29 protein-coding genes, 1 tRNA gene and 1 riboswitch are annotated in these 25,302 nt (G+C 59.5%); of the genes, 15 read left to right on the top strand and 15 right to left on the bottom strand.

Annotated elements, in window-relative coordinates; genetic code table 11:
• Window positions 1-2 precede the first annotated feature (2 nt).
• The 4 genes from RTCIAT899_RS09510 (at window position 3) to RTCIAT899_RS09495 (ending at window position 2,977) form a co-directional block, all read left to right on the top strand.
• On the top strand, window positions 3-1,244 hold the full coding sequence (locus RTCIAT899_RS09510) for a cysteine desulfurase (protein WP_015340011.1): 1,242 nt from the start codon (window positions 3-5) through the stop codon (window positions 1,242-1,244).
• Window positions 1,245-1,255: 11 nt separating this feature from the next.
• On the top strand, window positions 1,256-1,636 hold the full coding sequence (locus RTCIAT899_RS09505; RefSeq protein ID WP_015340010.1) for an SUF system Fe-S cluster assembly protein: 381 nt from the start codon (window positions 1,256-1,258) through the stop codon (window positions 1,634-1,636).
• Between the two features lie 131 nt (window positions 1,637-1,767).
• The gene (gene sufA / locus RTCIAT899_RS09500; protein WP_015340009.1) at window positions 1,768-2,157 is read left to right on the top strand and encodes a Fe-S cluster assembly scaffold SufA; all 390 of its coding nucleotides are present in this window, start codon (window positions 1,768-1,770) and stop codon (window positions 2,155-2,157) included.
• Between the two features lie 127 nt (window positions 2,158-2,284).
• Entirely contained in the window at window positions 2,285-2,977 is a 693-nt protein-coding gene (locus RTCIAT899_RS09495) for a ZIP family metal transporter (RefSeq protein WP_041677892.1), read from the top strand.
• A gap of 12 nt (window positions 2,978-2,989) precedes the next feature.
• Here the strand turns inward: RTCIAT899_RS09495 and RTCIAT899_RS09490 are convergent, their stop codons facing one another.
• The 4 genes from RTCIAT899_RS09490 to gcvT all read right to left on the bottom strand — a co-directional run bounded on the left by RTCIAT899_RS09490 (window position 2,990) and on the right by gcvT (window position 7,788).
• Window positions 2,990-3,250, bottom strand: a complete 261-nt coding sequence (locus tag RTCIAT899_RS09490; RefSeq protein WP_015340007.1) for an addiction module antidote protein — start codon at window positions 3,248-3,250, stop codon at window positions 2,990-2,992.
• A gap of 149 nt (window positions 3,251-3,399) precedes the next feature.
• Entirely contained in the window at window positions 3,400-6,264 is a 2,865-nt protein-coding gene (gcvP, locus tag RTCIAT899_RS09485) for an aminomethyl-transferring glycine dehydrogenase (RefSeq protein ID WP_015340006.1), read from the bottom strand.
• Window positions 6,264-6,626, bottom strand: a complete 363-nt coding sequence (gcvH, locus tag RTCIAT899_RS09480; RefSeq protein ID WP_015340005.1) for a glycine cleavage system protein GcvH — start codon at window positions 6,624-6,626, stop codon at window positions 6,264-6,266. The genes gcvP and gcvH overlap by 1 nt, the downstream gene beginning before the upstream one ends.
• 25 nt (window positions 6,627-6,651) lie before the next feature.
• Window positions 6,652-7,788, bottom strand: a complete 1,137-nt coding sequence (gene gcvT, locus RTCIAT899_RS09475) for a glycine cleavage system aminomethyltransferase GcvT (protein WP_015340004.1) — start codon at window positions 7,786-7,788, stop codon at window positions 6,652-6,654.
• Between the two features lie 148 nt (window positions 7,789-7,936).
• Window positions 7,937-8,024, bottom strand: a riboswitch (glycine riboswitch).
• 168 nt (window positions 8,025-8,192) lie between these two features.
• Between gcvT and RTCIAT899_RS09470 the strand changes: the two genes are divergently transcribed.
• From RTCIAT899_RS09470 to RTCIAT899_RS09435, 8 genes are all read left to right on the top strand, one after another.
• Window positions 8,193-8,726, top strand: coding sequence for a copper chaperone PCu(A)C (locus RTCIAT899_RS09470; RefSeq protein ID WP_015340002.1), 534 nt, complete (start codon window positions 8,193-8,195; stop codon window positions 8,724-8,726).
• Between the two features lie 185 nt (window positions 8,727-8,911).
• Window positions 8,912-9,910, top strand: a complete 999-nt coding sequence (locus RTCIAT899_RS09465) for an RluA family pseudouridine synthase (RefSeq protein ID WP_015340001.1) — start codon at window positions 8,912-8,914, stop codon at window positions 9,908-9,910.
• Complete coding sequence (locus RTCIAT899_RS09460; RefSeq protein ID WP_015340000.1) at window positions 9,907-10,560, top strand: HAD-IA family hydrolase; 654 nt, start codon at window positions 9,907-9,909, stop codon at window positions 10,558-10,560. The genes RTCIAT899_RS09465 and RTCIAT899_RS09460 overlap by 4 nt, the downstream gene beginning before the upstream one ends.
• 9 nt (window positions 10,561-10,569) lie before the next feature.
• Window positions 10,570-11,355 (top strand): ATP12 family chaperone protein, encoded by a 786-nt coding sequence (locus RTCIAT899_RS09455; RefSeq protein ID WP_015339999.1) that lies wholly within the window; start codon window positions 10,570-10,572, stop codon window positions 11,353-11,355.
• 144 nt (window positions 11,356-11,499) lie between these two features.
• Window positions 11,500-11,895, top strand: coding sequence for a hypothetical protein (locus tag RTCIAT899_RS09450; RefSeq protein ID WP_015339998.1), 396 nt, complete (start codon window positions 11,500-11,502; stop codon window positions 11,893-11,895).
• A 63-nt stretch (window positions 11,896-11,958) separates the two neighbouring features.
• Window positions 11,959-13,491, top strand: a complete 1,533-nt coding sequence (locus RTCIAT899_RS09445) for an acyl-CoA carboxylase subunit beta (protein WP_015339997.1) — start codon at window positions 11,959-11,961, stop codon at window positions 13,489-13,491.
• Window positions 13,492-13,614: 123 nt separating this feature from the next.
• Window positions 13,615-14,007 carry a DoxX family protein gene (locus RTCIAT899_RS09440; protein ID WP_015339996.1) on the top strand — a complete coding sequence of 131 codons (393 nt, stop codon included), beginning with the start codon at window positions 13,615-13,617 and terminating at the stop codon, window positions 14,005-14,007.
• 142 nt (window positions 14,008-14,149) lie between these two features.
• Window positions 14,150-14,536 carry a DoxX family protein gene (locus tag RTCIAT899_RS09435; protein ID WP_015339995.1) on the top strand — a complete coding sequence of 129 codons (387 nt, stop codon included), beginning with the start codon at window positions 14,150-14,152 and terminating at the stop codon, window positions 14,534-14,536.
• A 10-nt stretch (window positions 14,537-14,546) separates the two neighbouring features.
• Here RTCIAT899_RS09435 and sugE read toward each other — a convergent pair whose 3' ends face one another.
• From sugE to RTCIAT899_RS09405, 6 genes are all read right to left on the bottom strand, one after another.
• Complete coding sequence (gene sugE / locus RTCIAT899_RS09430) at window positions 14,547-14,861, bottom strand: quaternary ammonium compound efflux SMR transporter SugE (RefSeq protein ID WP_015339994.1); 315 nt, start codon at window positions 14,859-14,861, stop codon at window positions 14,547-14,549.
• Window positions 14,862-14,995: 134 nt separating this feature from the next.
• Complete coding sequence (fghA, locus tag RTCIAT899_RS09425) at window positions 14,996-15,832, bottom strand: S-formylglutathione hydrolase (RefSeq protein WP_015339993.1); 837 nt, start codon at window positions 15,830-15,832, stop codon at window positions 14,996-14,998.
• Window positions 15,833-15,953: 121 nt separating this feature from the next.
• On the bottom strand, window positions 15,954-16,394 hold the full coding sequence (locus tag RTCIAT899_RS09420; RefSeq protein WP_015339992.1) for a YaiI/YqxD family protein: 441 nt from the start codon (window positions 16,392-16,394) through the stop codon (window positions 15,954-15,956).
• A 74-nt stretch (window positions 16,395-16,468) separates the two neighbouring features.
• Window positions 16,469-17,596 (bottom strand): S-(hydroxymethyl)glutathione dehydrogenase/class III alcohol dehydrogenase, encoded by a 1,128-nt coding sequence (locus tag RTCIAT899_RS09415; RefSeq protein WP_015339991.1) that lies wholly within the window; start codon window positions 17,594-17,596, stop codon window positions 16,469-16,471.
• Window positions 17,597-17,758: 162 nt separating this feature from the next.
• The gene (locus tag RTCIAT899_RS09410) at window positions 17,759-19,768 is read right to left on the bottom strand and encodes an acetyl-CoA carboxylase biotin carboxylase subunit (RefSeq protein ID WP_015339990.1); all 2,010 of its coding nucleotides are present in this window, start codon (window positions 19,766-19,768) and stop codon (window positions 17,759-17,761) included.
• An 81-nt stretch (window positions 19,769-19,849) separates the two neighbouring features.
• Window positions 19,850-20,785, bottom strand: a complete 936-nt coding sequence (locus RTCIAT899_RS09405) for a DMT family transporter (protein WP_015339989.1) — start codon at window positions 20,783-20,785, stop codon at window positions 19,850-19,852.
• A gap of 218 nt (window positions 20,786-21,003) precedes the next feature.
• Between RTCIAT899_RS09405 and RTCIAT899_RS09400 the strand changes: the two genes are divergently transcribed.
• Window positions 21,004-21,426, top strand: coding sequence for a helix-turn-helix domain-containing protein (locus RTCIAT899_RS09400; protein WP_041677456.1), 423 nt, complete (start codon window positions 21,004-21,006; stop codon window positions 21,424-21,426).
• A 38-nt stretch (window positions 21,427-21,464) separates the two neighbouring features.
• On the opposite strand, the gene RTCIAT899_RS09395 is transcribed toward RTCIAT899_RS09400, so the two are convergent.
• From RTCIAT899_RS09395 to RTCIAT899_RS09385, 3 genes are all read right to left on the bottom strand, one after another.
• On the bottom strand, window positions 21,465-21,737 hold the full coding sequence (locus RTCIAT899_RS09395; protein WP_135488155.1) for a hypothetical protein: 273 nt from the start codon (window positions 21,735-21,737) through the stop codon (window positions 21,465-21,467).
• A gap of 2 nt (window positions 21,738-21,739) precedes the next feature.
• Window positions 21,740-21,955 carry a hypothetical protein gene (locus RTCIAT899_RS09390; protein ID WP_015339986.1) on the bottom strand — a complete coding sequence of 72 codons (216 nt, stop codon included), beginning with the start codon at window positions 21,953-21,955 and terminating at the stop codon, window positions 21,740-21,742.
• Between the two features lie 293 nt (window positions 21,956-22,248).
• Window positions 22,249-22,333: transfer RNA gene (locus RTCIAT899_RS09385), tRNA-Leu, on the bottom strand.
• A gap of 237 nt (window positions 22,334-22,570) precedes the next feature.
• Here RTCIAT899_RS09385 and lipB point away from each other — a divergent pair.
• Window positions 22,571-23,287, top strand: coding sequence for a lipoyl(octanoyl) transferase LipB (gene lipB, locus RTCIAT899_RS09380; protein ID WP_015339985.1), 717 nt, complete (start codon window positions 22,571-22,573; stop codon window positions 23,285-23,287).
• A gap of 102 nt (window positions 23,288-23,389) precedes the next feature.
• On the opposite strand, the gene RTCIAT899_RS33485 is transcribed toward lipB, so the two are convergent.
• A complete protein-coding gene (locus tag RTCIAT899_RS33485) occupies window positions 23,390-23,557 on the bottom strand; it encodes a hypothetical protein (protein ID WP_015339984.1) in 168 nt (55 codons plus the stop codon).
• A gap of 584 nt (window positions 23,558-24,141) precedes the next feature.
• Here RTCIAT899_RS33485 and RTCIAT899_RS09375 point away from each other — a divergent pair.
• Entirely contained in the window at window positions 24,142-24,678 is a 537-nt protein-coding gene (locus RTCIAT899_RS09375) for a hypothetical protein (RefSeq protein ID WP_041677455.1), read from the top strand.
• A gap of 60 nt (window positions 24,679-24,738) precedes the next feature.
• On the opposite strand, the gene RTCIAT899_RS09370 is transcribed toward RTCIAT899_RS09375, so the two are convergent.
• Window positions 24,739-25,233 (bottom strand): peptide deformylase, encoded by a 495-nt coding sequence (locus RTCIAT899_RS09370; protein WP_041677454.1) that lies wholly within the window; start codon window positions 25,231-25,233, stop codon window positions 24,739-24,741.
• Window positions 25,234-25,302 lie beyond the last annotated feature (69 nt).

Here is a 25,302-nt window from a genome sequence, read left to right as displayed (position 1 = left end):
CCGTGGACAAGATCGTGCCGGCAACGGCCTATGATGTCGAAGCCATTCGCCGGGATTTCCCGATCCTGGCAAAGACGGTGCATGGCAAGCCGCTCGTCTATCTCGACAATGGCGCCTCCGCACAGAAGCCGCAGGTCGTCATCGATGCCATCTCGCATGCCTATTCCAACGAATATGCGAATGTGCATCGCGGCCTGCACTTTCTGTCCAATGCTGCGACCGAAGCCTATGAAGCGGCTCGCGAAAAGGTGCGCCGCTTCCTGAATGCGCCGTCGGTTGACGATATCGTCTTCACCAAGAACTCGACGGAGGCGATCAACACGGTCGCCTACGGCTGGGGCATGCCTAAGATCGGCGAGGGCGACGAGATTGTCGTCTCCATCATGGAGCATCACTCCAATATCGTTCCCTGGCATTTCATTCGCGAGCGTCAGGGTGCGAAGCTGGTGTGGGTGCCTGTCGACGACGAGGGCGCCTTCCATATCGAGGATTTCGAAAAGAGCCTGACGGAGCGCACGAAGCTCGTCGCCATCACGCATATGTCGAATGCGCTTGGAACTGTCGTTCCTGTGAAGGAAGTGTGCCGCATCGCCCATGAGCGCGGCATTCCAGTCCTGATCGACGGCTCGCAGGGCGCGGTGCACATGCCTGTCGACGTGCAGGATATCGATTGCGACTGGTATGTCATGACCGGTCACAAGCTTTATGGGCCATCGGGCATCGGCGTTCTCTACGGCAAGAAGGAGCGGCTTGCCGAGATGCGGCCGTTCCAGGGCGGCGGCGAGATGATCTTCGATGTCACCGAGGAAAACGTCACCTATAACGAGCCGCCGCATCGCTTCGAAGCGGGAACGCCGCCGATCGTTCAAGCGATCGGCCTTGGCTATGCACTTGATTATATGGACAGTATCGGTCGTGAAGCGATTGCTCGCCATGAGGCTGATCTGGCTGCCTATGCAGCGGAACGGCTGCGGGATATCAATTCGCTGCGCGTCATCGGCACGGCGCCCGGCAAGGGTGGCATCTTCTCCTTCGAGCTGGCGGGAATACACTCCCACGACGTCTCGATGGTGATCGATCGCCAGGGTGTAGCAGTTCGCGCGGGCACGCATTGCGCCCAGCCGCTCTTGAAACGCTTTGGCGTCACCTCCACATGCCGTGCATCGTTCGGCATGTACAATACCCGCGCCGAGGTGGATGCCTTGGCCGATGCACTGGAATATGCACGGAAATTCTTTGCCTGAGGAGGCAAGCGATGTCACTCGACGAAAGCGAACAGAAGATCGACGTACGCGAAGGGATCGTGCATTCCAGCATCCCCGCAGATGAACTGGCGCGCCTCAGCGACGACATCATCTCTGCGCTGAAAACGGTCTACGATCCGGAAATTCCCGCCGATATCTTCGAACTTGGCCTGGTCTACAAGATCGATATCGAAGACGACCGCATGGTGAAGATCGTCATGACGCTGACTGCACCGGGTTGCCCGGTTGCCGGCGAAATGCCGGGCTGGGTCGAAAATGCCGTCGGCGCCGTCGAAGGCGTTTCCGGTGTCGACGTCAGCATGACCTTCGATCCGCCGTGGACGCCGGATCGCATGTCGGAAGAAGCGCAGGTTGCCGTCGGCTGGTATTGAAGCTTGAAGCCGCCGGCTTTACATTAAGACTCGAAGCGCCGGATCTTGACCCCGGTTGCATTTAAGCGGGCATCGGCTGGATCTGAAAACCGGATCCACTTTTCGGGCCGATGCCAGAGGAGAATGAGCCCATGGGCTTTGCAGTCATGAGCATGACGGATGCGGCAGCAGCCCGCGTCAAGGCGATCGTCGAGAATTCCGGCCCTGATGCCAAAGGCGTTCGTGTCGGCATCAAGAAGGGCGGCTGCGCCGGCATGGAATATACCATCGACCTGGTGACCGAGCCGAACCCGAAGGACGACCTGATCGAGCGCGATGGCGTGAGGGTCTGGGTCGAGCCATCGGCCGTACTTTATCTCCTCGGCACGGAAATGGGCTTCGAGACGACGACGTTGCGCTCGGGCTTCATCTTCACCAATCCGAACCAGACATCGGCCTGCGGCTGCGGCGAATCAGTCGAATTGAAGCCTGCCGATCTGGCTGCCCTGGCGGCGCAACGACAGGCTGCGCAACCCGCCTAAATACACCTGCGATATTTCACCTTGCTGCATTTCGTGCTTTGATCGATGGATGCTGAGGGTCTTCCGTTGCCCTCGGCTGACCAGCGGCTTCGAGCCGGATGAGGTCGGGGCGCGCAAGGGGGATCTTATGGCGGCATCGGCATGGGTTTACACATTGATCCCGGCGGCAGCAGCCATAGCAGGCGCCGCGGTTGCGGTGAATACGCGGCCGGGGCGTAATCTTGTCAGCGCAATCCAGCATTTTGCCGCCGGTGTTGTCTTTGCGGCCGCAGCCGGCGAAATTCTGCCTGATGTCATGCATCGCGGCTATCCTTTGGCAACCGTGATTGGCGGAGCGATCGGCGTCGGTGTGATGCTGCTGGTCAAGCAGTTGGAAAACTGGGCCAAAGGGCCGGTCGGCCTTCTGGCTGCCATCGGCATCGACATCCTGATCGACGGGCTCGTGCTGGGCATCGGTTTTGCAGCGGGGCCGAAAGTCGGCTTGCTGCTGACCATTGCCCTGACGATCGAGGTGCTGTTCCTGGGCCTGACAGTCGCAAACGAGCTCGGTGAGAGTGTTCGCTCTCGAGCAAGGATCGTCGCCAGCACGGCTGCTCTTGCGCTGCTTCTGCCGATCGGCGCTTTGCTGGGAACACCGATCGCTTCGTTGCCCGATCCGATTTTGACCGGATTCTTCGCGTTCGGGCTGATTGCGCTCCTCTATCTCGTCACCGAGGAGCTGTTGGTCGAAGCCCATGAAACACCCGATCGTCCCTGGGTGACCGCTATGTTCTTTGCGGGCTTTCTCGTGTTGCTTCTGCTTGAGGAGGCGATCGGCTAGCGACTGAAAGTTTCAGTTAGCTGCCGAAACAGGCGTCAGCTTGAGGCCAAGCGCCCTGACGACTTTCAAGATCGTTGCAAATTCGGGATTGCCGTCGCCGCTGAGCGCGCGATAAAGCGCCGAGCGGTTCATGCCGACATCCTTGGCGAGCTTGCTCATGTTGCGCGTGCGCGCCACTTCACCCAACGCCTTGGCGATCGAGGCCGGATCGTCGGTTTCGAAGGCGGCGGCGATGTAGCTGTCGGGATTGTCCACGTCGAATCGGTCCGGCATAAATCTGAATTCCAAGGTCCCACCGTGGCGTCACCAAAAACGCCGCGCATCCTTTCGGACACGCGGCGCTTTCATAGACAAGTTTCACAATAGATTTATGTCTGTTTCCAGCGAAGCGACTGAACCGTTTCGCTTTTTTTGCAAAAATCCTATTCTGCGGCCTCCGCATAGGATTCCAGCGGCGGGCAGGTGCAGATCAGGTTGCGGTCGCCATAGACATTGTCGATGCGGTTGACCGGCGACCAGTATTTGTCGACGCGGAATGCGCCGGGCGGGAAGCAGGCCTGTTCGCGCGAATAGGGGCGATCCCATTCGCCGACAAGGTCTTCCACCGTGTGCGGAGCGTTCTTCAGCGGATTGTCGGTCTTGTCCATCCGGCCGTCTTCGATGGCGCGGGCTTCTTCGCGGATCGCCAGCATCGCCTCGCAGAAGCGATCAATTTCGGCTTTGGTTTCCGATTCGGTCGGCTCGATCATCAGCGTGCCGGCAACAGGCCAGCTCATTGTGGGAGCGTGGAAGCCGCAATCGATGAGGCGCTTGGCGACATCGTCGACCGTCACGCCGGCGCTTGCGGCCAATGGGCGGGTGTCGATGATGCATTCGTGCGCCACGCGTCCGTCCTTGGATTTGTAGAGCACGTCATAGGCGCCTTTCAGCCGAGCCGCGATGTAGTTGGCGTTGAGGATCGCCACCTTCGTCGCCTGCGTCAGGCCTTCGCCGCCCATCATCAGGCAATAGCTCCAGGAGATCGGCAGGATGGAGGCCGAACCGAAGGCTGCCGCCGATACCGCACCGCTGCGGCCGTCCGTTTCAGGGTGGCCGGGCAGGTGAGGCGCCAGATGCGCCTTGACGCCGATCGGACCCATGCCGGGACCGCCGCCGCCATGCGGGATGCAGAAGGTCTTGTGCAGGTTCAGATGGCTGACGTCGGAGCCGATATCGCCTGGACGCGAGAGGCCGACCATGGCGTTCATGTTCGCGCCATCGAGATAGACCTGACCGCCATGCTTGTGCACGAGATCGCAGATCTCCTTCACCGTTTCTTCGAACACGCCGTGCGTCGAAGGGTAGGTGATCATGCAGCAGGACAGGCTGTCGGCATATTGCTCGGTCTTGGCGCGGAAATCGGCCATGTCGATATCGCCGTCGTCGCTGACCTTGACGACCACGACCTTCATGCCCGCCATTTGTGCCGAGGCGGGGTTGGTGCCGTGCGCGGAGGTCGGGATGAGGCAGATGTCGCGGTGACCCTGGCCATTGGCAATGTGATAGTTGCGGATGGTCAGCAGGCCGGCATATTCGCCCTGCGCGCCGGAATTCGGCTGCATGGAGAAGGCGTCATAGCCGGTCACGGCGCAGAGCTTGTCCGTCAGGTCATCGATCATTTCGCGGTAGCCAAGCGCCTGGTCGGCCGGCACGAAAGGATGGATGTCCGAGAATTCCGGCCAGGTGATCGGCAGCATTTCCGCCGTCGCATTGAGCTTCATGGTGCAGGAGCCGAGCGGGATCATCGAGCGGTCGAGCGCCAGGTCGCGGTCCGAAAGACGACGAATGTAACGCGTCATCTCGCTTTCGGCGCGGTTCATGTGGAAGATCGGATGTGTGAGGTATTCGCTGGTGCGCAGCAGGGTCTTCGGCAGGCGATAGGACGGCTCGAAATCGGCGATGCGGAAATTGCCGCCGAAAGCGCGCCAGACGGCTTCCACCGTTGCTGGGCGCGTGCGTTCGTCCAGGCTGATGCCGATCTTGGTTTCACCGACCTTGCGCAGGTTGACGCCTTCGGCGACGGCTGCTCGCAGGATCAGACCCTGCATGTGGCCGACTTCGACGGTGATCGTGTCGAAGAAGGTTTCAGGCTCAACAATGTAGCCCAGCTTTTCCAGGCCCTTGGCCGTCAGCACAGCCTTCTGGTGGACCTGCTGTGCGATCGCCTTCAGGCCCTGCGGACCGTGGAAGACCGCATACATGGAGGCCATGACGGCGAGCAACACCTGGGCGGTGCAGATGTTCGACGTCGCCTTTTCGCGGCGGATATGCTGCTCGCGGGTCTGCAGCGAGAGGCGATAGGCGCGATTGCCGCGCGCATCGACCGAGACGCCGACAAGACGACCGGGCATGGAGCGCTTGTAATCGTCCTTGACGGCCATAAACGCGGCATGCGGCCCGCCATAGCCAACCGGAACGCCGAAGCGCTGCGAGGAGCCGATGGCGATATCCGCACCCATTTCACCGGGGGATTTCAGCAGGGTCAATGCCAGAAGATCGGTCGCCATGATGGCGATGGCGCCGGTCTGATGCAGGCGAGCAATCAGGCCGGAGAAGTCGTTGATGTGACCATGCGTGCCCGGATACTGGAAGATCGCACCGAAGACGTCGACCGGATCGAGATCCGAGAAGGGATTGCCGACGATGACGGTCCAGCCGAGCGGTTCGGCGCGCGTCCTGATCAGCGCGATGGTCTGGGGATGGCAGCCGGCATCGACGAAGAAGGCCTTCGCCTTCGATTTGGCGACACGTTCCGCCATCGCCATGCCTTCGGCCGCAGCCGTCGCTTCATCAAGCAGGGAGGCGTTGGCGACATCGAGACCGGTCAAGTCGCTGATCATCGTCTGGTAGTTCAGCAGAGCCTCGAGGCGGCCTTGGCTGATCTCGGGCTGGTAGGGCGTGTAGGCCGTGTACCAGGCCGGGTTTTCCAGGATGTTGCGCTGGATGACCGGCGGCGTGATCGTGCCGTAATAGCCCTGGCCGATAAGCGAAACCAAAACCTTGTTCTTGTTAGCGGTCTCGCGCAGGCGGTCGAGCGCCTCGCGCTCCGTCATCGCTGCGCCCCAGGCGAGCGGCGCCTTCTGGCGGATCGCCGGCGGCAACGTTGCGTCGATCAGGCCATCGAGACTCTTATAGCCGATCACCTTGAGCATATCGGCCATCTCCGACGGAGACGGGCCGATATGGCGGCGGTTGGCAAAATCGTATGGCTGGTAATCGGTGAAGGTGAATTCCGTAGGCGTCGTCATTATCCGATCAGCTCCTTGTAACCGGATTCATCAAGGAGACCATCGAGATCGCCGACGTTCCTCAGCTTCAGCTTGAAGAACCAGCCGGCGCCCATTGGGTCGGAGTTGACGAGGGCCGGATCGGCAGTGATGGCTTCGTTGATTTCCGTGATTTCCCCGTCGAGCGGACAATAGACTTCGGAGGCTGCCTTGACGGATTCGACGGTTGCCGCGTCGGCTCCCTTGGAGAAGCTGGCACCGACCTCGGGCAACTCAACGAAAACGAGATCGCCGAGCTGTTCGGCTGCATGGGCCGTGATGCCCACGATTGCGACATCGCCTTCGACCTTCAGCCACTCGTGTTCTTCGGTGAATTTCAGCATGGATAATCCTCTCTGGAAAAGACGTTCAGCGTTTGTAGGTGGGTTTGATGAAAGGCAGCGTACTGACGACGACGGGCAGATATTTGCCGCGTACTTCAGCGTAAACGGTGGTACCGGGTGCCGCGAAATCGGTCGGCACGTAGCCCATGGCGACTGGGGATTCGACGCTCGGACCGAAACCACCCGAGGTGACTTCGCCAATTTCGGTCTTGCCTTCGGCTTCGGCATAAAGCTTTGAGTGGCCGCGCACTGGTGCCTTGCCCTCCGGCTTCAGGCCGACGCGGCGCCGCGTGGTGCCGCCATCGAGTTCGCCGAGGATGCGGGTTGCGCCAGGGAAGCCGCCGGCGCGGACACCGCCCGTCTTGCGGGCCTTCTGGATCGCCCATTCGAGTGCGCCTTCGATCGGCGTCGTCGTCTGGTCGATATCGTTGCCATAAAGGCAGAGGCCGGCCTCCAGGCGCAACGAGTCACGGGCGCCGAGGCCGATCGGCTGGACGTCCGGATGCTCCAGCAGCCGCTTGGCGATATCCTCGGCCTTATCAGCCGGCACGGAGATTTCGAAACCGTCTTCGCCGCTATAGCCGGAGCGTGAGACGAGGCAGGAGACATCGTGGAGGCGACAATGGCGCACGTCCATGAACTTCATGTAGGCGATATCGGCCCAGAGCTCTGCGAGCACGTCGACGGCGCGCGGTCCCTGCAGGGCGATGAGGGCGCGATCGAGTAATGTAACTTCGCAGCTATCGCCGATATGATCTTGAAGATGCTTGAAATCCTGCTCTTTGCAGGCAGCGTTGACGACGACGAAAAGATAGTCGTCCATATGGGCAATCATCAGATCGTCGAGGATGCCACCCTTGTCGTCGGTGAAGAAGCCATAGCGCTGGCGATTTTCGGCAAGGCCGAGAATATCGACCGGCACCAGGCTTTCCAGTGCCAGCGCCGCATCCTCATATTTGCCTGAGCGTGCGCGGATCGTCACCTGACCCATATGCGACACGTCGAACAGACCGGCAGAGGATCTGGTCCAAAGATGTTCCTTCAGCACGCCGGGCGCATATTGCACGGGCATGTCGTAGCCTGCGAACGGCACCATGCGGGCGCCGAGGGACACATGCAGGGCATGAAGGGGGGTGGTCTTGAGGGCAGCGGTCTCGTCCAAATGACGCCTCCGGGTTTTGCGCTTGTTTCGAAGCGCAGAGCTCACAATTTCGGCGCGGTGGCGCCTGACGATGAGCCCCCTCTGTCTGTTTGCCTGAGATTGTTATCCCTTCGGCGAACGCTTGCGCGCTTCTCTCCAGAGTTCCGTCTGCCCCTTGCTGGTCCTTTGGCCTGAGAGTTTCCGGGGCGGTTGCTCCTTCGGCACCGGCTTGCGCCGGATTCTCCCAACAAGGTTGACAGCCATTATCCGGTCTCGGCGAAAGATGGCAAGGGGCAAATGTCGTCGCTGAACAAATTTTTGTCGCGCCGATCAATCCTGCGTTTCCTAATGAATACGGGCCTTTGCAACAGCGATGGGAGAGGCTATCCCTTCTGCTCGATCGAGGAGCCGGGCAGGAGATGAACATGAACCGCAACTACGCAGCCGCATTGCTGATGTCCATTGGCGCATTTTCGCTTCCTTCCAGTGGAGCAATGGCTGAGGATAGCGGCACGATGAAATCCATGCCCGGTATGCACATGGATGCGGGTGCGGCACCTTCCGGCTCCGCGACTGCCAAACTTGGCGATCTCGATATCAGCGGCGGCTATGTTCGCGCCATGCTTCCCGGCCAGCCGGTGGGCGGCGGCTATATTATCATCCACAACACCGGCAAGGCCGACGACAAACTCACTTCTGTCACCTCTTCAGCGGCTGGCAAGGTGGAGCTGCACGAGATGAAAATGGAAGGCGAGATCATGAAGATGCGCGAGGTGAAAGGCGGCATCGCCATTCCCGCCGGCGCGACGGTGACGCTCGCGCCGAATACGATGCACATGATGTTCAAACAGGTAAAGACGCCTTTCGAGCAGGGCGGTGCGGTGCCCGTGATGCTGATGTTCGACAAGGCGGGTATGGTCGACATCAATCTGCCTGTCGTCTCGGCCAAGGGAAACTGAGCCAGAAAATCATTCGACCGTACAATTCCGGTTTCCACTTTTGCTCGAAATGCTCTAAAGCCACGTCAAAAGGCCGGGAAATCTCCGGCTGCGGGGCCGATGTCCCATGGTTTGAATAGGCATGATCCCGTCCAACGCGCGTTTGGCATTTCCCGGGACATGCCGCGGTGTTTGAAAGAAGAAGAATGGCCGGGATTGAACATATACAGGTCGAGCCTGATGAAGCCGGCATGCGCCTCGACCGCTGGTTCAAGGTGCATTTCCCAGGACTTGGCTTTGGTCAGTTGCAGAAGCTGCTGCGGTCCGGTCAAGTGCGCGTCGATGGCGGCCGCGTCAAGACGGATGCGCGCGTGCAGCCGGGGCAGGTGGTGCGCGTGCCGCCTCTCGACGTCGATGCCAAGGGCCCGAAGAGCGGCCCCATCGCCAGCAACGACCTCAAACATGCCGGCGACGGCGAGCTTCTAGCACGCATGCTGCTGCATGAAGACGACAAGGTCTATGTGCTGAACAAGCCGGCCGGCCTCGCGGTACAGGGCGGCTCCGGCCTGACACGTCATATCGACAAGATGCTCGAGGCATGGACGAGCAAGAAGGGCGAGAAGCCGCGCCTAGTACATCGTCTCGACCGCGACACGTCAGGTGTCCTAGTCGTTGCCCGCACGCGCGGTGCGGCGCAGAAGCTGACGGCGGCGTTCCGCGAGCGCGACACCAAGAAGACCTATTGGTCGCTGGTCAAGGGCGTGCCGCGTAAGCATGAGGACAAGATCTCCACTTGGCTGGTGAAGGAAGCGACGGCCGATGGCGACCGCATGCGCATCGCCAAGCATGGAGAAGAGGGCGCCGATCACGCCATCTCCTACTATCGCGTGCTCGAGACCGCGGCGCAGAGCCTCGCCTGGCTGGAAATGGAGCCCTATACCGGTCGTACCCATCAGCTGCGTGTCCATGCGCTGCATATGGGCCATCCGATCATCGGCGACCCTAAATATTTCGACGACGATCCGAATTGGGATTTTCCGGGCGGTGTCCAGAAGCGCCTGCATCTGCATGCGCGCCATATCGATATCCCGCATCCGAGCGGCGGACGCCTGCGCGTCACCGCGCCTTTGCCGCCGCATATGGTTCAGACCTGGAACCTTCTCGGTTTCGATATGGAATCGGCAGGGGAGCCGGACGACGAATGAAGCTGGTCCTATTTGATTGTGACGGCACGCTGGTCGACAGCGCGCGGCTGATCCATGAGGTTATGGCGCGCACCTTCGTGGCCTTCGGCTATAAGCGCCCCGATGTTTCTGCGACGAAATCGATCATCGGCTTGACGCTCGATATCGCCATCGCCCGCCTGCAGGGCAAGCCGCATGTCGACGACGAAGCGATCGCGATGACGGCGCATTACAAGTCGATCTTTCCGGAGGTGCGAGACGAGGCCGACATGCAGACGCCGCTTTTCGACGGCATCAAGCCGCTGATCGAGACGCTTGCTGCCCGCGACGAACTGCTGATCGGTGCCGTCACGGGTAAATCCCGCCGCGGCTTGACCCATATCCTTGAGGTCAACGACTTCGCGCCCTATTTCATTGTCTCGCGCACCGCCGACGACTGCCCGTCCAAGCCGCATCCGGCGATGGTCACGGAATGCTGCGACGAGACTGGCATGGATCCGCACGACACGATCGTGATCGGCGACGCCATCTACGACATGCAGATGGCGAAGTCGGCGGGTGCGACTGCCATCGGCGTTGCCTGGGGCTATGCTTCCGTCGAGGAGCTGCTGGCGGCAGGCGCCGATGCCATTGCCCACCATCCGAACGATTTGTTGAGCCATATTCTCTGAGGTGACGCCATGCGCGACCTGTTGAACGATCTTTCCGAAGGTCTCAGCCATCCCGATCCGATCCGCCGCGCTCAGATCCAGATGAAGAAGCCGTTGCCGAAGCGCTTCTACAAGGATGTGACGATCAGCGCGGACGAGGGCGGTCACGCCATCGCTCTGGATGGCAAGGTGGTGAAGACGCCGGCGCGGCATTCCCTGGCCTTGCCGACGGAAGCGCTTGCCAGACTGGTGGCTGCAGAATGGGCACGTCAGGTTGACGTGATCGATCCCGCGAGCATGCCTGTGACGCGCCTCGTCAATACCGCCATCGATGGCGTTGCGACGGAGAGCCAGGCTGTATTCGACGAAATCGTCCGCTTCTCCGGCAGCGATCTGCTTTGCTACCGCGCCGACGGTCCCGAGCGGCTCGTCGAGCGGCAATCAGAGCGCTGGAATCCGGTGATCGAATGGGCAGCGCGCGACCTAGGCGCTCGCTTCATCCTGGCCGAAGGCGTCATGCACCAGGAGCAGCCTAAAGAGGCTATTGCGGCCTTCGCCGCTGCTTTGCGCGAGTTTGACACACCGATGGAGATCGCGAGCTTGCACACGATCACCACACTGACTGGTTCGGCGATCCTGGCGCTGGCCTTTGCGAAAGGTTTTCTGCCGCTTGCCGAGGTCTGGGCGCTCGCTCATCTCGACGAGGATTGGACAATTGAGCATTGGGGCGGCGACGAAGAAGCCGAGCAGCGTCGTGCACAACGTTTTGAAGAATTTCAGGCCGCGGCCGCGGTTTTTTCCGCGCTTCGCAGTTGAATATTGTTGATTTCCAGTCCTTTATATCGATCTGCATATCTTGCAAATTCGAAAGTCGGGGCAGGGATCATGTTGTTGTGGAGGCCGAGAGCCATACCGGCGCTCGTGGGAAGTCTGGCATTGGCCGCTTGCTCGAGCTGGTCCGTGGATCCTCCGCCTCCAACCTATGCCGTGCGCAGCGCAACCGTCATAGCCGATCAGGCACTGCCGCCGGTGTCGCCGGCATTGGTTGCAGCCGTCAATGATCGCGTCAACGCCGCGATCGCCGCTACGAGCTTCGGTCCGCAACTGCCAGCGGTTGCCATCACAGTCCGATTGAGCGACGTCCGCAAGGCGCGCGGCTTCAATCGTGACCGCAGCAGCGCCAAGATCAATATCGACGCTGCGGCAGCCGATGGCGGCGCTGTGATTGCCATGGCATCGTTCGAGACCAGAACTGTCGCTCCTGATCCTGCCACCGCAGATGAGCTGATGGCGGAAGACATCGCCGCGCGGGTTCGTTCCATCTTTTCGCTGAACACACCACGGCTCGCAAACTAAGCCGACAGCTTCAAACAAGGCTCGCGCCATGCTAAGCCCGAGCGATGATGGAGAGAGGGCCGCATGAAGGAAATCCTGCAGGAACTGGAACGCCGTCGCGAGATTGCAAGGCTCGGCGGCGGGCAGGTGCGCATCGACGCACAGCACGCCCGCGGCAAGCTGACGGCTCGTGAGCGCATCGATATCTTTCTCGATGAGGGCTCTTTCGAAGAGTTCGATATGTTCGTCGAGCATCGCTCAACCGATTTCGGCATGGACAAGAGCAAGATTGCCGGCGACGGCGTCGTGACCGGTTGGGGCACGGTCAACGGACGAACTGTCTTCATTTTTGCCAAGGATTTCACAGTCTTCGGTGGGTCTCTTTCAGAGGCACATGCGGAAAAGATCACCAAAGTGCAAGATATGGCGCTAAAGAACCGGGCGCCGATTATTGGGATCTACGATGCCGGCGGCGCCCGCATTCAGGAAGGCGTGGCCGCACTCGGCGGTTATGCTGAGGTATTCCAGCGTAACGTACTGGCCTCCGGCGTCATTCCGCAGATTTCCGTCATCATGGGCCCCTGCGCCGGCGGCGACGTCTATTCCCCAGCCATGACCGACTTCATCTTCATGGTGCGCGACACATCCTACATGTTCGTCACCGGGCCGGATGTGGTGAAGACCGTCACCAATGAGACCGTGACATCCGAACAGCTCGGCGGCGCCTCGGTGCACACGACGAAATCTTCGATTGCCGACGCCGCCTACGACAATGATGTCGACACGCTCCTGCAGGTGCGCCGTCTCGTCGATTTCCTGCCGCAATCGAACACGGCCGCGGTGCCGGAAATCGAATGCTATCAGTCGGTGACTGAACCGGATAATTCGCTCGATACGCTGATCCCGGCGAATGCCAACAAACCCTATGACATCAAGGAACTGATCCTGAAGGTTGCGGACGAGGGCGATTTCTTCGAGATCCAGGAAAGTTTCGCCAAGAATATCGTCTGCGGTTTCGGTCGCATCGAGGGCGCCACCATCGGCTTCGTCGCCAATCAGCCGATGGTGCTTGCCGGCGTTCTCGACAGTGACGCGTCGCGAAAGGCGGCGCGCTTCGTGCGCTTCTGCGATTGCTTCAATATCCCGATCGTCACCTTCGTCGACGTGCCGGGCTTCCTGCCGGGAACGGCACAGGAATATGGCGGCCTGATCAAGCACGGCGCCAAGCTGCTCTTCGCCTATGCCGAAGCGACTGTGCCGAAGCTGACGGTTATCACCCGCAAAGCGTTCGGCGGCGCCTATGACGTCATGGCCTCGAAGCATCTGCGCGGCGATCTCAACTATGCCTGGCCGACAGCACAGATCGCCGTCATGGGCGCCAAGGGCGCCGTGGAGATTATCTTCCGCAAGGATATTGCCGATCCGGAGAAGATTGCAGCGCATACGAAGATGTACGAAGACCGTTTCCTGTCGCCCTTCGTTGCCGCGGAGCGCGGCTATATCGACGAAGTGATCATGCCGCGCTCGACCCGGCGGCGGCTGGCACAGGGTCTCAGAATGTTGCGCAACAAGGATCTGACCAATCCCTGGAAGAAGCACGACAACATCCCGCTTTGAGTCCGTGACAACAAGTCACGGATATCACACGGAAAATTGATCTGGTGTCAGAAGCCGTGTTTTCACGTTCTCAGTCGTGCGCTCTATTGCTTCCTCGTGGGGGAGTTAAAACTGGAGTTTAACATGGCGCTTTCCGATCGGCTGAATCAATATCAGCCCTATGCTCTTACTGTCTTGCGCGTCGTCACTGGCGCGTTGTTTATCGAACACGGCTTGCAGAAGCTGTTTGGCTTTCCGCTCGGCGGTCAGTTCCCAAGCCCGCTGCCGACCTTGCTTCTGGTTCAGGGTATCCTTGAAGTTGTCGGTGGATTGGCAACGATCGTGGGCTTCTTTACCCGTCCGGTCGCGTTCATTCTGTGCGGCAACATGGCGGTCGCCTATTTCATGGCGCATTATCCGAAGAATTTCTTCCCGGCCAACAACGGCGGTGACGCGGCGATCCTCTACTGCTTCGTCTTCCTGTTCCTGATCTTCGCAGGCCCGGGCCTGCTGGCGATCGACAACAACAAGAAGTAAGTAACCGGTCTCTTCGTCGGGCTCGGTTAAATTGCCGGGTCCGGCGAATAAATTCGTCTCTCGCGTGTTTACTCCGTTATCAGCGAAGCGAGAGCACTTCTGACAGGATCTCCTTCGCATCCCCTATCGAACGGAGATCCTCATGTTTCCATCCGAGCGCTTGTCGCCTTATCAGCCCGCCGCCCTTGCCATCTTGCGAATCATAACTGCGCTACTGTTCATCGAGCACGGTACGCAAAAGGTCTTCGGCTTTCCGCCGGCGCCTTACGCAATCACGACGCTTTTCTTCGTGGCGGGAGTTATTGAACTTGTCGGCGGCATCCTTGTGCTGCTTGGGCTTTTCACCCGGCCGATCGCCTTTCTCCTGGGCGGTGAAATGGCGATAGCCTATTTCATGGTGCATATGCAGATCGACTTCTTCCCGGCCAACAATCAGGGAGACGGGGCGATCCTGTTCTGCTTCATCTTCCTGTTTCTGGTGTTTGCCGGGCCGGGAAGCTGGGCGCTGGATAATCGCCAGCGCCGATGACCGCCGCATCTTAAGCAGCAAGCTTCAGGCCGGCTATGCCGGCCACGATGAGGCCAATGCAGAGCAGCCGCACAAAGGTCGCGGGATCGCCGAGCAACCATATGCCAAGCAGAACCGTGCCGACGGTGCCGATGCCGGTCCAGACCGCATAGGCCGTGCCCATGGGGAGGGTCTTTACGGCCAGACCGAGAAGCACGACACTGATGACCATGGAAATGACGGTGAGAACAGTCGGCACCAGCCGGGTGAACCCGTCGGTATATTTCAGGCCGACGGCCCAGCCGATTTCAAACAAGCCTGCGAGGAAAAGCAGAAACCAAGCCATTTTACGCTCCTTTGGTAAGAGCGAGGCCGTCCCCGCGATGTCTACGGCCAATTTTGGATGTTGGCCGCCGCAGTCGTCTGCGTGCTTTCTATATGCCTTTGCCGACTGCCTATTTCAAGGCGATCGCACTACCTTTACTTTTCCAGCCGTTCGGCATGCCACTTCAGGTGATCCTCCATAAAGCTGGAGATGAAATAGTAGGAGTGGTCGTAGCGCTCGTGCATACGCAGCGTCAGGCTGATATCCGTGCCCTTGATCGCGTCTTCGAAGAGCCAGGGACGCAGGCCGTTTTCGAGGAAGCTGTCGGCCTTGCCCTGGTCGATCAGGAATTCGGGGAATCGGGCGCCGTCTTCGACAAGCGCACAGGCGTCGTAGCGGCGCCAAGCGGTCTTGTCGCTGCCCAAATATTTCTCCAGCGCAGGGGCGGACCAATCGGCTGTCGACGGCTGCACGATGGGAGCAAAAGCGGAGCAGCTCTTGAAGCGGTCCGGGTTCTTCAACGCAATCGTCATGGCGCCATGGCCGCCCATGGAATGGCCGAAGATGCTCTGACGGCTCATGTCGGCGCGGAATTGCTTTGATATGAGCGCGGGCAGTTCCTCGGTGATGTAGGTGTACATCTGATAGTTTTCGGCCCAGGGCGTCTCGGTGGCGTCGAGATAGAAGCCGGCGCCCTTGCCCATCTGCCAGTTGGTCAGCTCATCCGGCACGTCATTGCCGCGCGGGCTGGTATCGGGGCAGACGATGATCAGGCCAAGCTCGGCGGCCATGCGGCGATACTCGCCCTTTTCCATGACATTGGCGTGCGTGCAGGTGAGGCCGGAAAGATACCAGAGGACCGGGCGGGGCTCCTTGATCGCCTGCGGCGGTACGAAGACCGCAAAGGTCATCTCGCATTTGCAGGCTTCGGATTCATGCGAGAAGACGCCCTGCATGCCGCCGAAGGCGGTGTTCTGGGAAATAATGTTCACGGCTGGTCTCCAGGCGTTTGGTTGGTTTCAGAGCTTGATTGCTTTTCTTCGAAACGCCATCAAGCCCTGGGATTTTGATTTTGCATGATCTTATCCAAAAACCGCTGCGCACTTTTTGGGATCATGCTTTGGCACGCCGGCAGAGCCGGTCGAAGGTTTCGAGAAAGGCGGAGCGGTCGCGCGGCGAGAAGGCGGCATTGTAGCCCTTGCTCTCGCCGGTTTCGCGAAGGTGCGCGCCGAGATCGCGCATGGCCGTTGCCATGCCGATATTCGTCTTGTCGAAGATCCGGCCGGTCGGCCCCGTCACCAACGCTCCGGTCGCGACGCAACGGCCGGCAAGCGGCACATCGGCGGTGACGACGATGTCGCCGGCGCCGGCATGCTCGGCGATCCAGTTGTCGGCAGCGTCGAAGGCGTTGGAGACGATGACGTTGTGCACCATCGGGTCTCGCGACGGCCGTAGTCCCGAATTGGCGACGAAGGTCACCTCGATGCCGTGGCGTTCGGCAACCTTCAGGATTTCCGGCTTAACCGGGCAGGCGTCGGCGTCGACATAAATCATGATATCAAATCTTTTCAGCTATATGCGGCGCATTCCTCACGCGCCGCATACGTTTCTTTCCGTGACTTTGAACCTCAATACAGCACGACGCTTCGGATGCTTTCGCCGGAGTGCATGAGCTCGAAGCCCTTGTTGATGTCCTCAAGCGGCATGGTGTGGGTGATCATCGGATCGATCTGGATCTTGCCCTCCATGTACCAGTCGACGATCTTCGGCACATCGGTGCGGCCACGCGCGCCGCCGAAGGCCGTTCCCATCCACGAGCGGCCCGTCACCAGCTGGAACGGGCGCGTCGAGATCTCCTGGCCGGCGCCGGCAACGCCGATGACCACCGACTTGCCCCAGCCGCGATGGCTTGCTTCCAGCGCCTGGCGCATCACCTTGGTGTTGCCGGTGCAGTCGAAGGTATAGTCGGCGCCGCCGATCTGGTCGGCCCCGCGCTTCGTCATGTTGACGAGATAAGGCACGATGTCGTCACCGACTTCCTTCGGATTGACGAAATGCGTCATGCCGAAGCGCTCACCCCAGGCCTTCTTGTCATTGTTGAGATCGACACCGATGATCATGTCGGCACCGGCAAGCTTCAGGCCCTGGATGACATTGAGGCCGATGCCGCCGAGGCCGAAGACGATGGCGGTTGCGCCCATCTCCACCTTGGCGGTGTTGATGACCGCACCGATGCCTGTCGTCACGCCGCAGCCGATGTAGCAGATCTTGTCGAAGGGGGCGTCCGGGTTGACCTTGGCAACGGCAATCTCCGGCAGCACGGTGTAATTGGCGAAGGTCGAGCAGCCCATATAGTGATGGATCTTGTCCTTGCCGATCGAGAAGCGCGAGGTGCCGTCCGGCATCAGGCCTTGCCCTTGCGTCGAGCGGATCGCCGTGCAGAGATTGGTCTTGCGCGAGAGGCAGGAGGGGCATTCGCGGCATTCGGGGGTGTAGAGCGGAATGACGTGATCGCCCTTCTTCACCGAAGTCACCCCCGGACCGACATCGACGACGATGCCGGCACCCTCATGGCCGAGGATGGCCGGAAACAGGCCTTCCGGATCGGCGCCCGAGAGTGTGAAATCATCGGTGTGGCAGATGCCGGTCGCCTTGACCTCGATCAGCACTTCGCCGGCTCTCGGCCCCTCCAGCTGAACCGTCATCACCTCAAGCGGCTTGCCAGCCGCAACCGCAACCGCTGCTCTTACGTCCATGATCTCGTCCCTTCCTGCTATGATTTGGTCCGCGCGACATTGGCATGGGCATATGGGGCGGCTCAAGCCAAAATCAGACACTTAGCGTCGCAATTATCATGTTTTAGCCGAGCAATCGCCGCGCGGCTTTTTCCACATGGCTGCGATGGCGAAGCTTCTCGATCAGGTGAATTCCATGATCACGGCGTCAACGGCGAGGCTTTCGCCCGGCTTGGCGTTGATCTTGCCGATGACCAGATCGCGTTCGGCTCGCAGGACATTTTCCATCTTCATTGCCTCAACAATGGCCAGCGTTTCGCCTGCCTTGACCTCCTGTCCCTCCGCGACGGCAATCGCGACGACCAAGCCCGGCATGGGGCAGAGCAGGAGCTTCGACGTATCCGGCGGCAATTTGACCGGCATCAGCTTGTCGAGTTCGGCCTGACGCGGCGTAAACACCCTCGTCCGGACGGAAATGCCCTGCCAATCGATGCGCAGACCATTGAGCACGGTACGGATCTGGGCTGTCAGCTTGCGGTCGCCGACGGTGCCGGCCCATACCGAATCGCCGGGACGCCAGTCGGTCGCGACAGTTACGGTTTGGGTGCCGATCTGTATGTCCATCTCGAAGGGAATGGTCACCACGCCTTCAAGCAACGTCACAGGCAGATAGTCGGCACCAAGCTTGACGATCCAGCTCTCCCGCAGCGGCGCGGCGGCTGGACGCAGCCGGTCGGCATAGCGCTCGCGGCGGTTGGATTCGATCAGGCTGCAGGAAAGGGCGATTGTCGACAGCAGAGCGGTTTGGTCTTCGTCCGGCGTCACCGGCGCGAAGCCATCAGGATATTCCTCGGCAATGAAGCCCGTGGAGAGGCGGCCTTCGCGCCAGCGCGGATGCTTCATCAGAGCCGAGAGGAACGGCATATTATGCTCGATGCCATCGACCACAAAACCATCCAGGGCTTCGCCCATCGCTTCGATTGCCTCCAACCTCGTCGGAGCCCAGGTGCAGAGCTTGGCGATCATCGGATCGTAATACATGGAGATTTCGGCGCCTTCGAAGACGCCAGTGTCGTTGCGCACGACCGATGTCTCGGTCTTGCCTTCACGCGGCGGACGATAGCGCGTCAAGCGGCCGATCGAGGGCAGGAAGTTGCGATAGGGATCTTCCGCATAAAGGCGGCTTTCGATGGCCCAGCCATGGAGCCCGATGTCCGCCTGCTTGAACGGCAGTTTCTCGCCGGCTGCAACACGGATCATCTGCTCGACGAGATCGATGCCGGTGACAAGCTCCGTGACCGGATGCTCGACCTGCAGGCGGGTGTTCATTTCGAGGAAATAGAAATTCCGGTCGCGATCGACGATGAATTCGACCGTGCCGGCACTTTGGTAATCGACGGCCTTGGCGAGCGCCACGGACTGCTCGCCCATGGCCTTGCGCGTCGCTTCGTCCAGGAAAGGCGAGGGCGCTTCTTCGACGACCTTCTGGTTCCGGCGCTGGATGGAGCATTCACGCTCGCCGAGATAGACGACATTTCCGTGAGCGTCGGCCAATACCTGGATTTCAATATGTCGGGGGTCGACCACGAATTTTTCGATGAAGACGCGGTCGTCGCCGAACGAGCTTTTCGCCTCCGAACGGGCGCGCTCGAAACCGTCGCGCACTTCGTCCTTGCTCCAGGCGATGCGCATGCCCTTGCCGCCGCCGCCGGCGGACGCCTTGATCATGACAGGATAGCCGATCTCGGCGGCGATTCTTTCGGCATGATCGGCATCATCGATGATGCCGAGATGGCCCGGAACGGTGGAAACCTTGGCCGCATTGGCGAATTTCTTCGATTCGATCTTGTCGCCCATGGCTTCGATCGCCTTCGGCTTCGGGCCGATGAAGACGATGCCTTCCTTTTCTAGCGCCGCACAAAAGGAGGCGCGCTCGGACAGAAAGCCGTAGCCCGGATGAACCGCCTCGGCGCCCGTCTCCTTGCAGGCAGCGATGATCTTGTCGGCGACGAGATAGCTTTCGGCAGCGGGAGCGGGGCCGATATGGACTGATTCATCCGCCATTTCGACATGAAGAGCATCCCGATCAGCATCGGAATAGACGGCGACCGTGAGAATGCCCATGCGGCGCGCAGTCTTGATCACGCGGCAGGCAATCTCGCCGCGATTTGCGATGAGGATTTTCTTGAACATGCAATCTCCGCCCAAATACTCTATTCAGTCAGTGTTTTAGCCATAAATTGCTTGCCTGGTCCATGCGCAACATATCCGCGCTTACGTCGTTTTTTCCAAACTCGACTGCATACGCTCCCGCCAGATGATGAAGAGGCCGGAGCCGACGATGATGGCAATGCCGATCCATTTGGAAAGATTAGGAAAATCGCCGAAGATCGCATAGCCGAGAACGGTGGCGGAAATGATCTCGAAATACTGGAATGGAGCAAGCAGCGACAGTGGCGCCAGTCGGAAGGCTCTGACGACGAGCATATGGGCGTAGCCTGAAATCGAACCGAGAATCAGCAGAAGCACCAGTCCAAACGTCGATGCGGGTAGAGATGGCTCGAAGTCAGCGATGCCAGCGGATGCTCCGACCAACAGGGTGACTGACATGAACAGCGTGCCACCAACACCGGCCATGATCTGCATCGTAATCGGCGAATCCGCTTCGCCGACGGCTCGGTTCATGAACAGATAGAGAGCAAAGAGGAAGGCGCAGGCAACGGGCAGCAGTGCCTTCAATCCGAAAATCTCGAAACTCGGCTGGATGACGATCATCGCGCCAACGAAGCCGACGGCGATTGCCAGCCACCGTCTCCAGCCGACCTTATCGCCGAGAAACAGGGCAGAAAGGGCCGTCAGCATGAAGGGTTCGACAAAATGGATCGCGAAGACATCGGCAAGCGGCATGTATTTGACCGCGGCGAAAAAGAGTAGGCTCGCAGCGCCATGCAGTGCACCACGTAAGAGGTTCATCCATGGGCGCTTCGCCGAAAAGGCCGACCTCCCGGTTGCGGTCGTAAGAAGCGGCAGCATGCACACAAGCTGGAAGAAGAAGCGATAGAATGTCACCTGGCCCGGCGACATGCCTTCGAAGCTCGCCATGTATTTGGCGATTGCATCCATCGTCGGCAGCAGGATCATGGCGCTTGCCATGATCGTCATACCTCGATGTGGGTTCTGCTGCGTGGAAACGGCGGAAGAGACGAGCATGCGTCAACTTCAAACACAGTGCAAACATGCAATCAAGGCGCGCTTGAAGGCAGGTTGCAAGATGCGGTGGCAGCCATCCGCAAATGCCGTACTTTTCCAAATGGGACAGATCGCCATGGTGAGATGACGCCCTTAGACCTATCTGGAGCTTTGGAACCGGTTAAAACATGACTGCGCGGCACAAAATTGCCGGCGCGACCAGGAAAGGGATCGCACCGATGTTCAAACCAGAACAAGAGACGACCGTTTTTTCGGATGAAGGCGGCGACACGCTTGGCGGACGCCTGTCCATGGCTCGCGATGCCGCGGGAATCAGCCTCGAAACGCTGGCCGGACAGCTTGGCGTCAGCGAGGAGACAATGCTTGCGTGGGAATCAGATCGCGCCGAACCCAATCCCTCCGCGCTGGCCAAGATGTCGGCTCTTTTCGATGTTTCACCGGCATGGTTGATGACCGGATCGGGTGACGGACCCGGAGAGGATAGCGATGAGCGCGCCCTGGAAGCCGTCAGGAACGAGCTATCGCGGCTGCGCACCGCCTATCAGGAGGTCGGTCGGCTGATAGAGACGACAACAAAGCAGCTCGAACGCCTCGACCATCAGATCAGGCTGCGCAATCTGAGCAAGGATGTGGCGCATTGAGCGCGGCTTCCCTCGACGTGGCGCGGGCCTAAGTACTTCTAGCTTAATCGGGCAATCGTATCGTCGAGGGTGTCGATCGCGAGTTGTTCACGGGCGATCATGTCGTCAAGATCGATGACCTCTCCGATCTGTTTCGCGTCAATGCCCTGCATCTTCATCGCCAGCAGTTCGTTGCGATGGGCGATCTTTTCGCCTCTGATTTTGATAAGCTTCAAGCGAAAATCATCATTCATTTCCAATCCCTCCGTTTGGAATGAAGTGTCGCCATTTCCGGACTGCCATCGTTCCCCAGCTCTGCTCGTCTCCTTCAATCTCAGTCGTGTCCACGGCCGCGATAGGTGGTAGGAACGCCGGCTTTCTCATGACATTGCGCGAGGGTTTCCAGCCATTCCGCCAACCCTTCCGGGACTTTGGCATTTCCAGCTTCCAGCGCCTCCACCCATGACAGGTCACATTGCAGAGCGCTCGCCAGATTGATGGGCGTCCAGCGTATATGCAAAAGGCATTCTGAAAAGCGTTCCGGCGTCATGCATCTTCCCCCTGTCTGAAGAAGTTCACGGTGCCAGAGAGGGGCGCGAAGTCAAGTGACCAGGGAAATACGACGGCTGTTCCGGGCCATCAGGGTAGGCGAACTATCTCTCGGCATGAATTTCGCGAGGAACTTGTGTGGGTAACGGGGGCCGCATCGCAATATTCCCGACGCTTTGATCGGTTCGCGTGTCGTCAGCGGGCGGGGGATGGCGTGCGGGATAATGTGGTGCTGAAGAAAGCGTTAGGTACGCATTGATTTAAAAACAAAAAACCCGGCCAAAGCCGGGTTCTTGGTGCGGTCGAGAAGACTCGAACTTCCACGGGTTGCCCCACAGCGACCTCAACGCTGCGCGTCTACCAATTCCGCCACGACCGCATCGTGGTAGGCCGGATTGCTCCGGCGCGGCTGCATGTAGCAAAAGCATTCGGGGGGCACAAGAGCGATATGTCAGTTTTTTTAAATTCCTTCACAGCTCCTCCGATCTGACATGTGCGAATACTGCCGAAACGCCTTACATGTTTGAATTCCCGCCCGAATGGCGCCATATGTGGACAACCCGTCGGCGCGCAGGATTTCCACACATGCGGCCTGCGGCGCGCAAAGGACTGCCATATGCTTCGCACCGAACTTTCTCACCAGATGTTTCCCGTTCAAGGTACGCCGCCCGTCCGCTGGCGGATCAGCGACGGTCTCGTGCCTTATGAGGAGGCGGTTGCCACCATGGAGGCAGAGGTGGCCGCGATTGCCGAAGGGCAAGCGCCGGAGCTCGTCTGGCTGGTCGAACATCCTCCGCTCTATACGGCGGGCACCAGCGCCGATGCCGCCGATCTGATCGAGCCGGATCGATTCCCGGTCTTTGCGACCGGACGCGGCGGCGAATATACCTATCACGGGCCAGGTCAGCGCGTCGCCTATGTCATGCTGGACCTCAAGTGTCGCCGGCAGGATATCCGCGCCTTCGTCGGCGCGCTCGAGGAGGTCATCATTCGCACGCTTGATTCGATGAATGTGCGTGGCGAGCGGCGAGAGGATCGAGTTGGCGTTTGGGTCAGGCGCCCGGAGAAGCCCACTCTAGCTGACGGCACCGTGTCTGAAGACAAGATTGCGGCGCTCGGCATCCGCGTGCGCAAATGGGTGACGTTTCACGGCCTTTCGCTGAACGTCGACCCCGATCTCGGGCATTTCACCGGCATCATTCCTTGCGGAATTTCGGCCTATGGTGTCACCAGCCTCGTCGATCTCGGCTTGCCGGTCATGATGGCGGATGTCGATATCCGCCTGCGTGAGGCGTTTGAACAGGTCTTCGGCGAAACTGTCAATGACGCGTGAAGGTGATCGGCGATCGTCCGAAGACGATGCTGGATGTTGCGATGAATTTTAGTGCTAGGCAGGACAGGTCAAACGACCTGTCCGATTTGATGGCGAAAACTGCTATAGCTCGCAGGAGCGCTCTTCAGCGTCCTCTGCCAACGGTACTTCCGATTCATTCGGAACGAAGCGTTTTGATTTCTCCAAAAGATCGATCCTGTCTTCTGCCTTGAGAAGATCATGCAGTTTCTGATCGCTTAGGATATTGTCGCTAGTATCATGCGAGGTCATGCGGGTAACTCCTTGACCTCCGCAGGCGAGAGTAATCACCTCTCTCAGCCGCTAGCGCCTACGGGTTCGGTAGCCAACGGTGATATAAGCCTATACTCATTTGAGTGCTGTGGCGAATCTTTTGGCGCATTGTCTCTCGACAGCCTTATCTTCCAGAAAAAACGTCTGAAAGAAAAATGCCCTGGAAGGGAGAGCATCCAGGGCATAGAGAGGGGAACTGCATAACGGAAACTAGGGCGAGGTGCCCGCACTTCAAGACCGAAGCTCATGATAGGTTGTATTTGATCTGGGATCGCCCTTGCCCAGGCGTATCGCTGGCCGCGAATGACGGAAGTAAAATTGCAATGTGAATCGGCCCATCGATTCTTCCGTTTCCGGCTGAACTCAGCACAGGGATGAACCGCCATCCAGGATTGCTGCTTCAGTCAAGTCACTCTTTTCGATAGCTATTTTTGTACAGTTTGCGTTCATGTTCGTCCGCATATGGTGTCTTCCGTCGCCTCCAGATCGCGTGTCGATTGACAATCGATGGGGACGATACGATTAATAGTTTCGACATTCGTCATAGAGCGGAGGAAATGCCAATGACAAGTCGTGCCATTCTGTTGATGTCTTTTGCGTCTCTCACAGTTGTAGGCTCGATGGGCCTCGCTTCTTCGGCTTCTGCGCTAACCATGAAAGAGTGCAGCGCCAAATATCAGGCTGCCAAAACTGCTGGTACCTTGAACGGCCAGAAGTGGAATGACTTCCGCACAACGCAGTGCAGCGCGGACGCCAGCGCCACCACCACCACCGCTCCCGCAACCACTGCACCGGCGGCTACGACGCCTGCCAAGCCGGCGAAGACCACCGCGGCAGCCAAGGTCGACGCCAATGAGCCCGACGCTACCAAGCCGCCGGCAGCAGAACCGGCAAAGCCGACCACGGCTGCCCCGGCCGGCGTAACCTTCCCCGCAAAGGTCGACCCGAAATATGCTACCGAGACGCCCGGCAAGGGCCGCTTCCACACCTGTGTCGACGCCTACAACGCCGCCAAGGCCAGCAATTCGCTCGGCGGCCTGAAGTGGATCCAGAAGGGCGGCGGCTATTACAGCCTCTGCAATACCAAGCTCAAGGGCTGATCGCGGATCCAACCTCTTGCAGAGCGGGCGCCCTCGGGCGCCCGTTTCCGTTTGCTTATATCAATCCTGCATCTTCTCCCATTTCTTCACCAGTCGGTCGCGCTTGAGCTTGGAAAGCCGCTGCAGCCAGAAAATGCCGTCAAGCTGGTCGATCTCGTGCTGAATGCAGATGGCCAGAAAGTCATGCGCCTCCGCTTCATGGGTTTCGCCGGCGATATCCCGATAACGAAAGCGGATCGATTTCGGTCTGACGATCTCCTCTGTCGCTCCGGGCATGGAAACGCTACCCTCCGTATGCCGCACGGTTTCCGCCGATGACCACAGAACTTCCGGATTGATATAGATGCGCACGCCATCCTCGCGGCTGAGTTCGATCACGACGACCCGCTTGAGGACGCCGATATGCGGGCCGGTGATGCCGACGCCAGGCGCGGCCCGCATGGTGTCCAGCAGATCATCGACGAGCATCCGCAGATCGTCGCCGAAAGCGGCCACGGCAGCGGAGGGGGTTCGCAATAGCGGATCGGGAAAGCGGATGATGGGGCGGACAGACACGGCACTCTCTAGCGGAAATGAGGAGATGGGTAGGAGGCCGTCAGGATAAGGGGAAGATGATGGCAATGC

It is taken from the genome of Rhizobium tropici CIAT 899 (genome assembly GCF_000330885.1).
Taxonomy (GTDB): Bacteria; Pseudomonadota; Alphaproteobacteria; order Rhizobiales; family Rhizobiaceae; genus Rhizobium; species Rhizobium tropici.
This window is presented reverse-complemented; position numbering and strand designations above follow the sequence as displayed.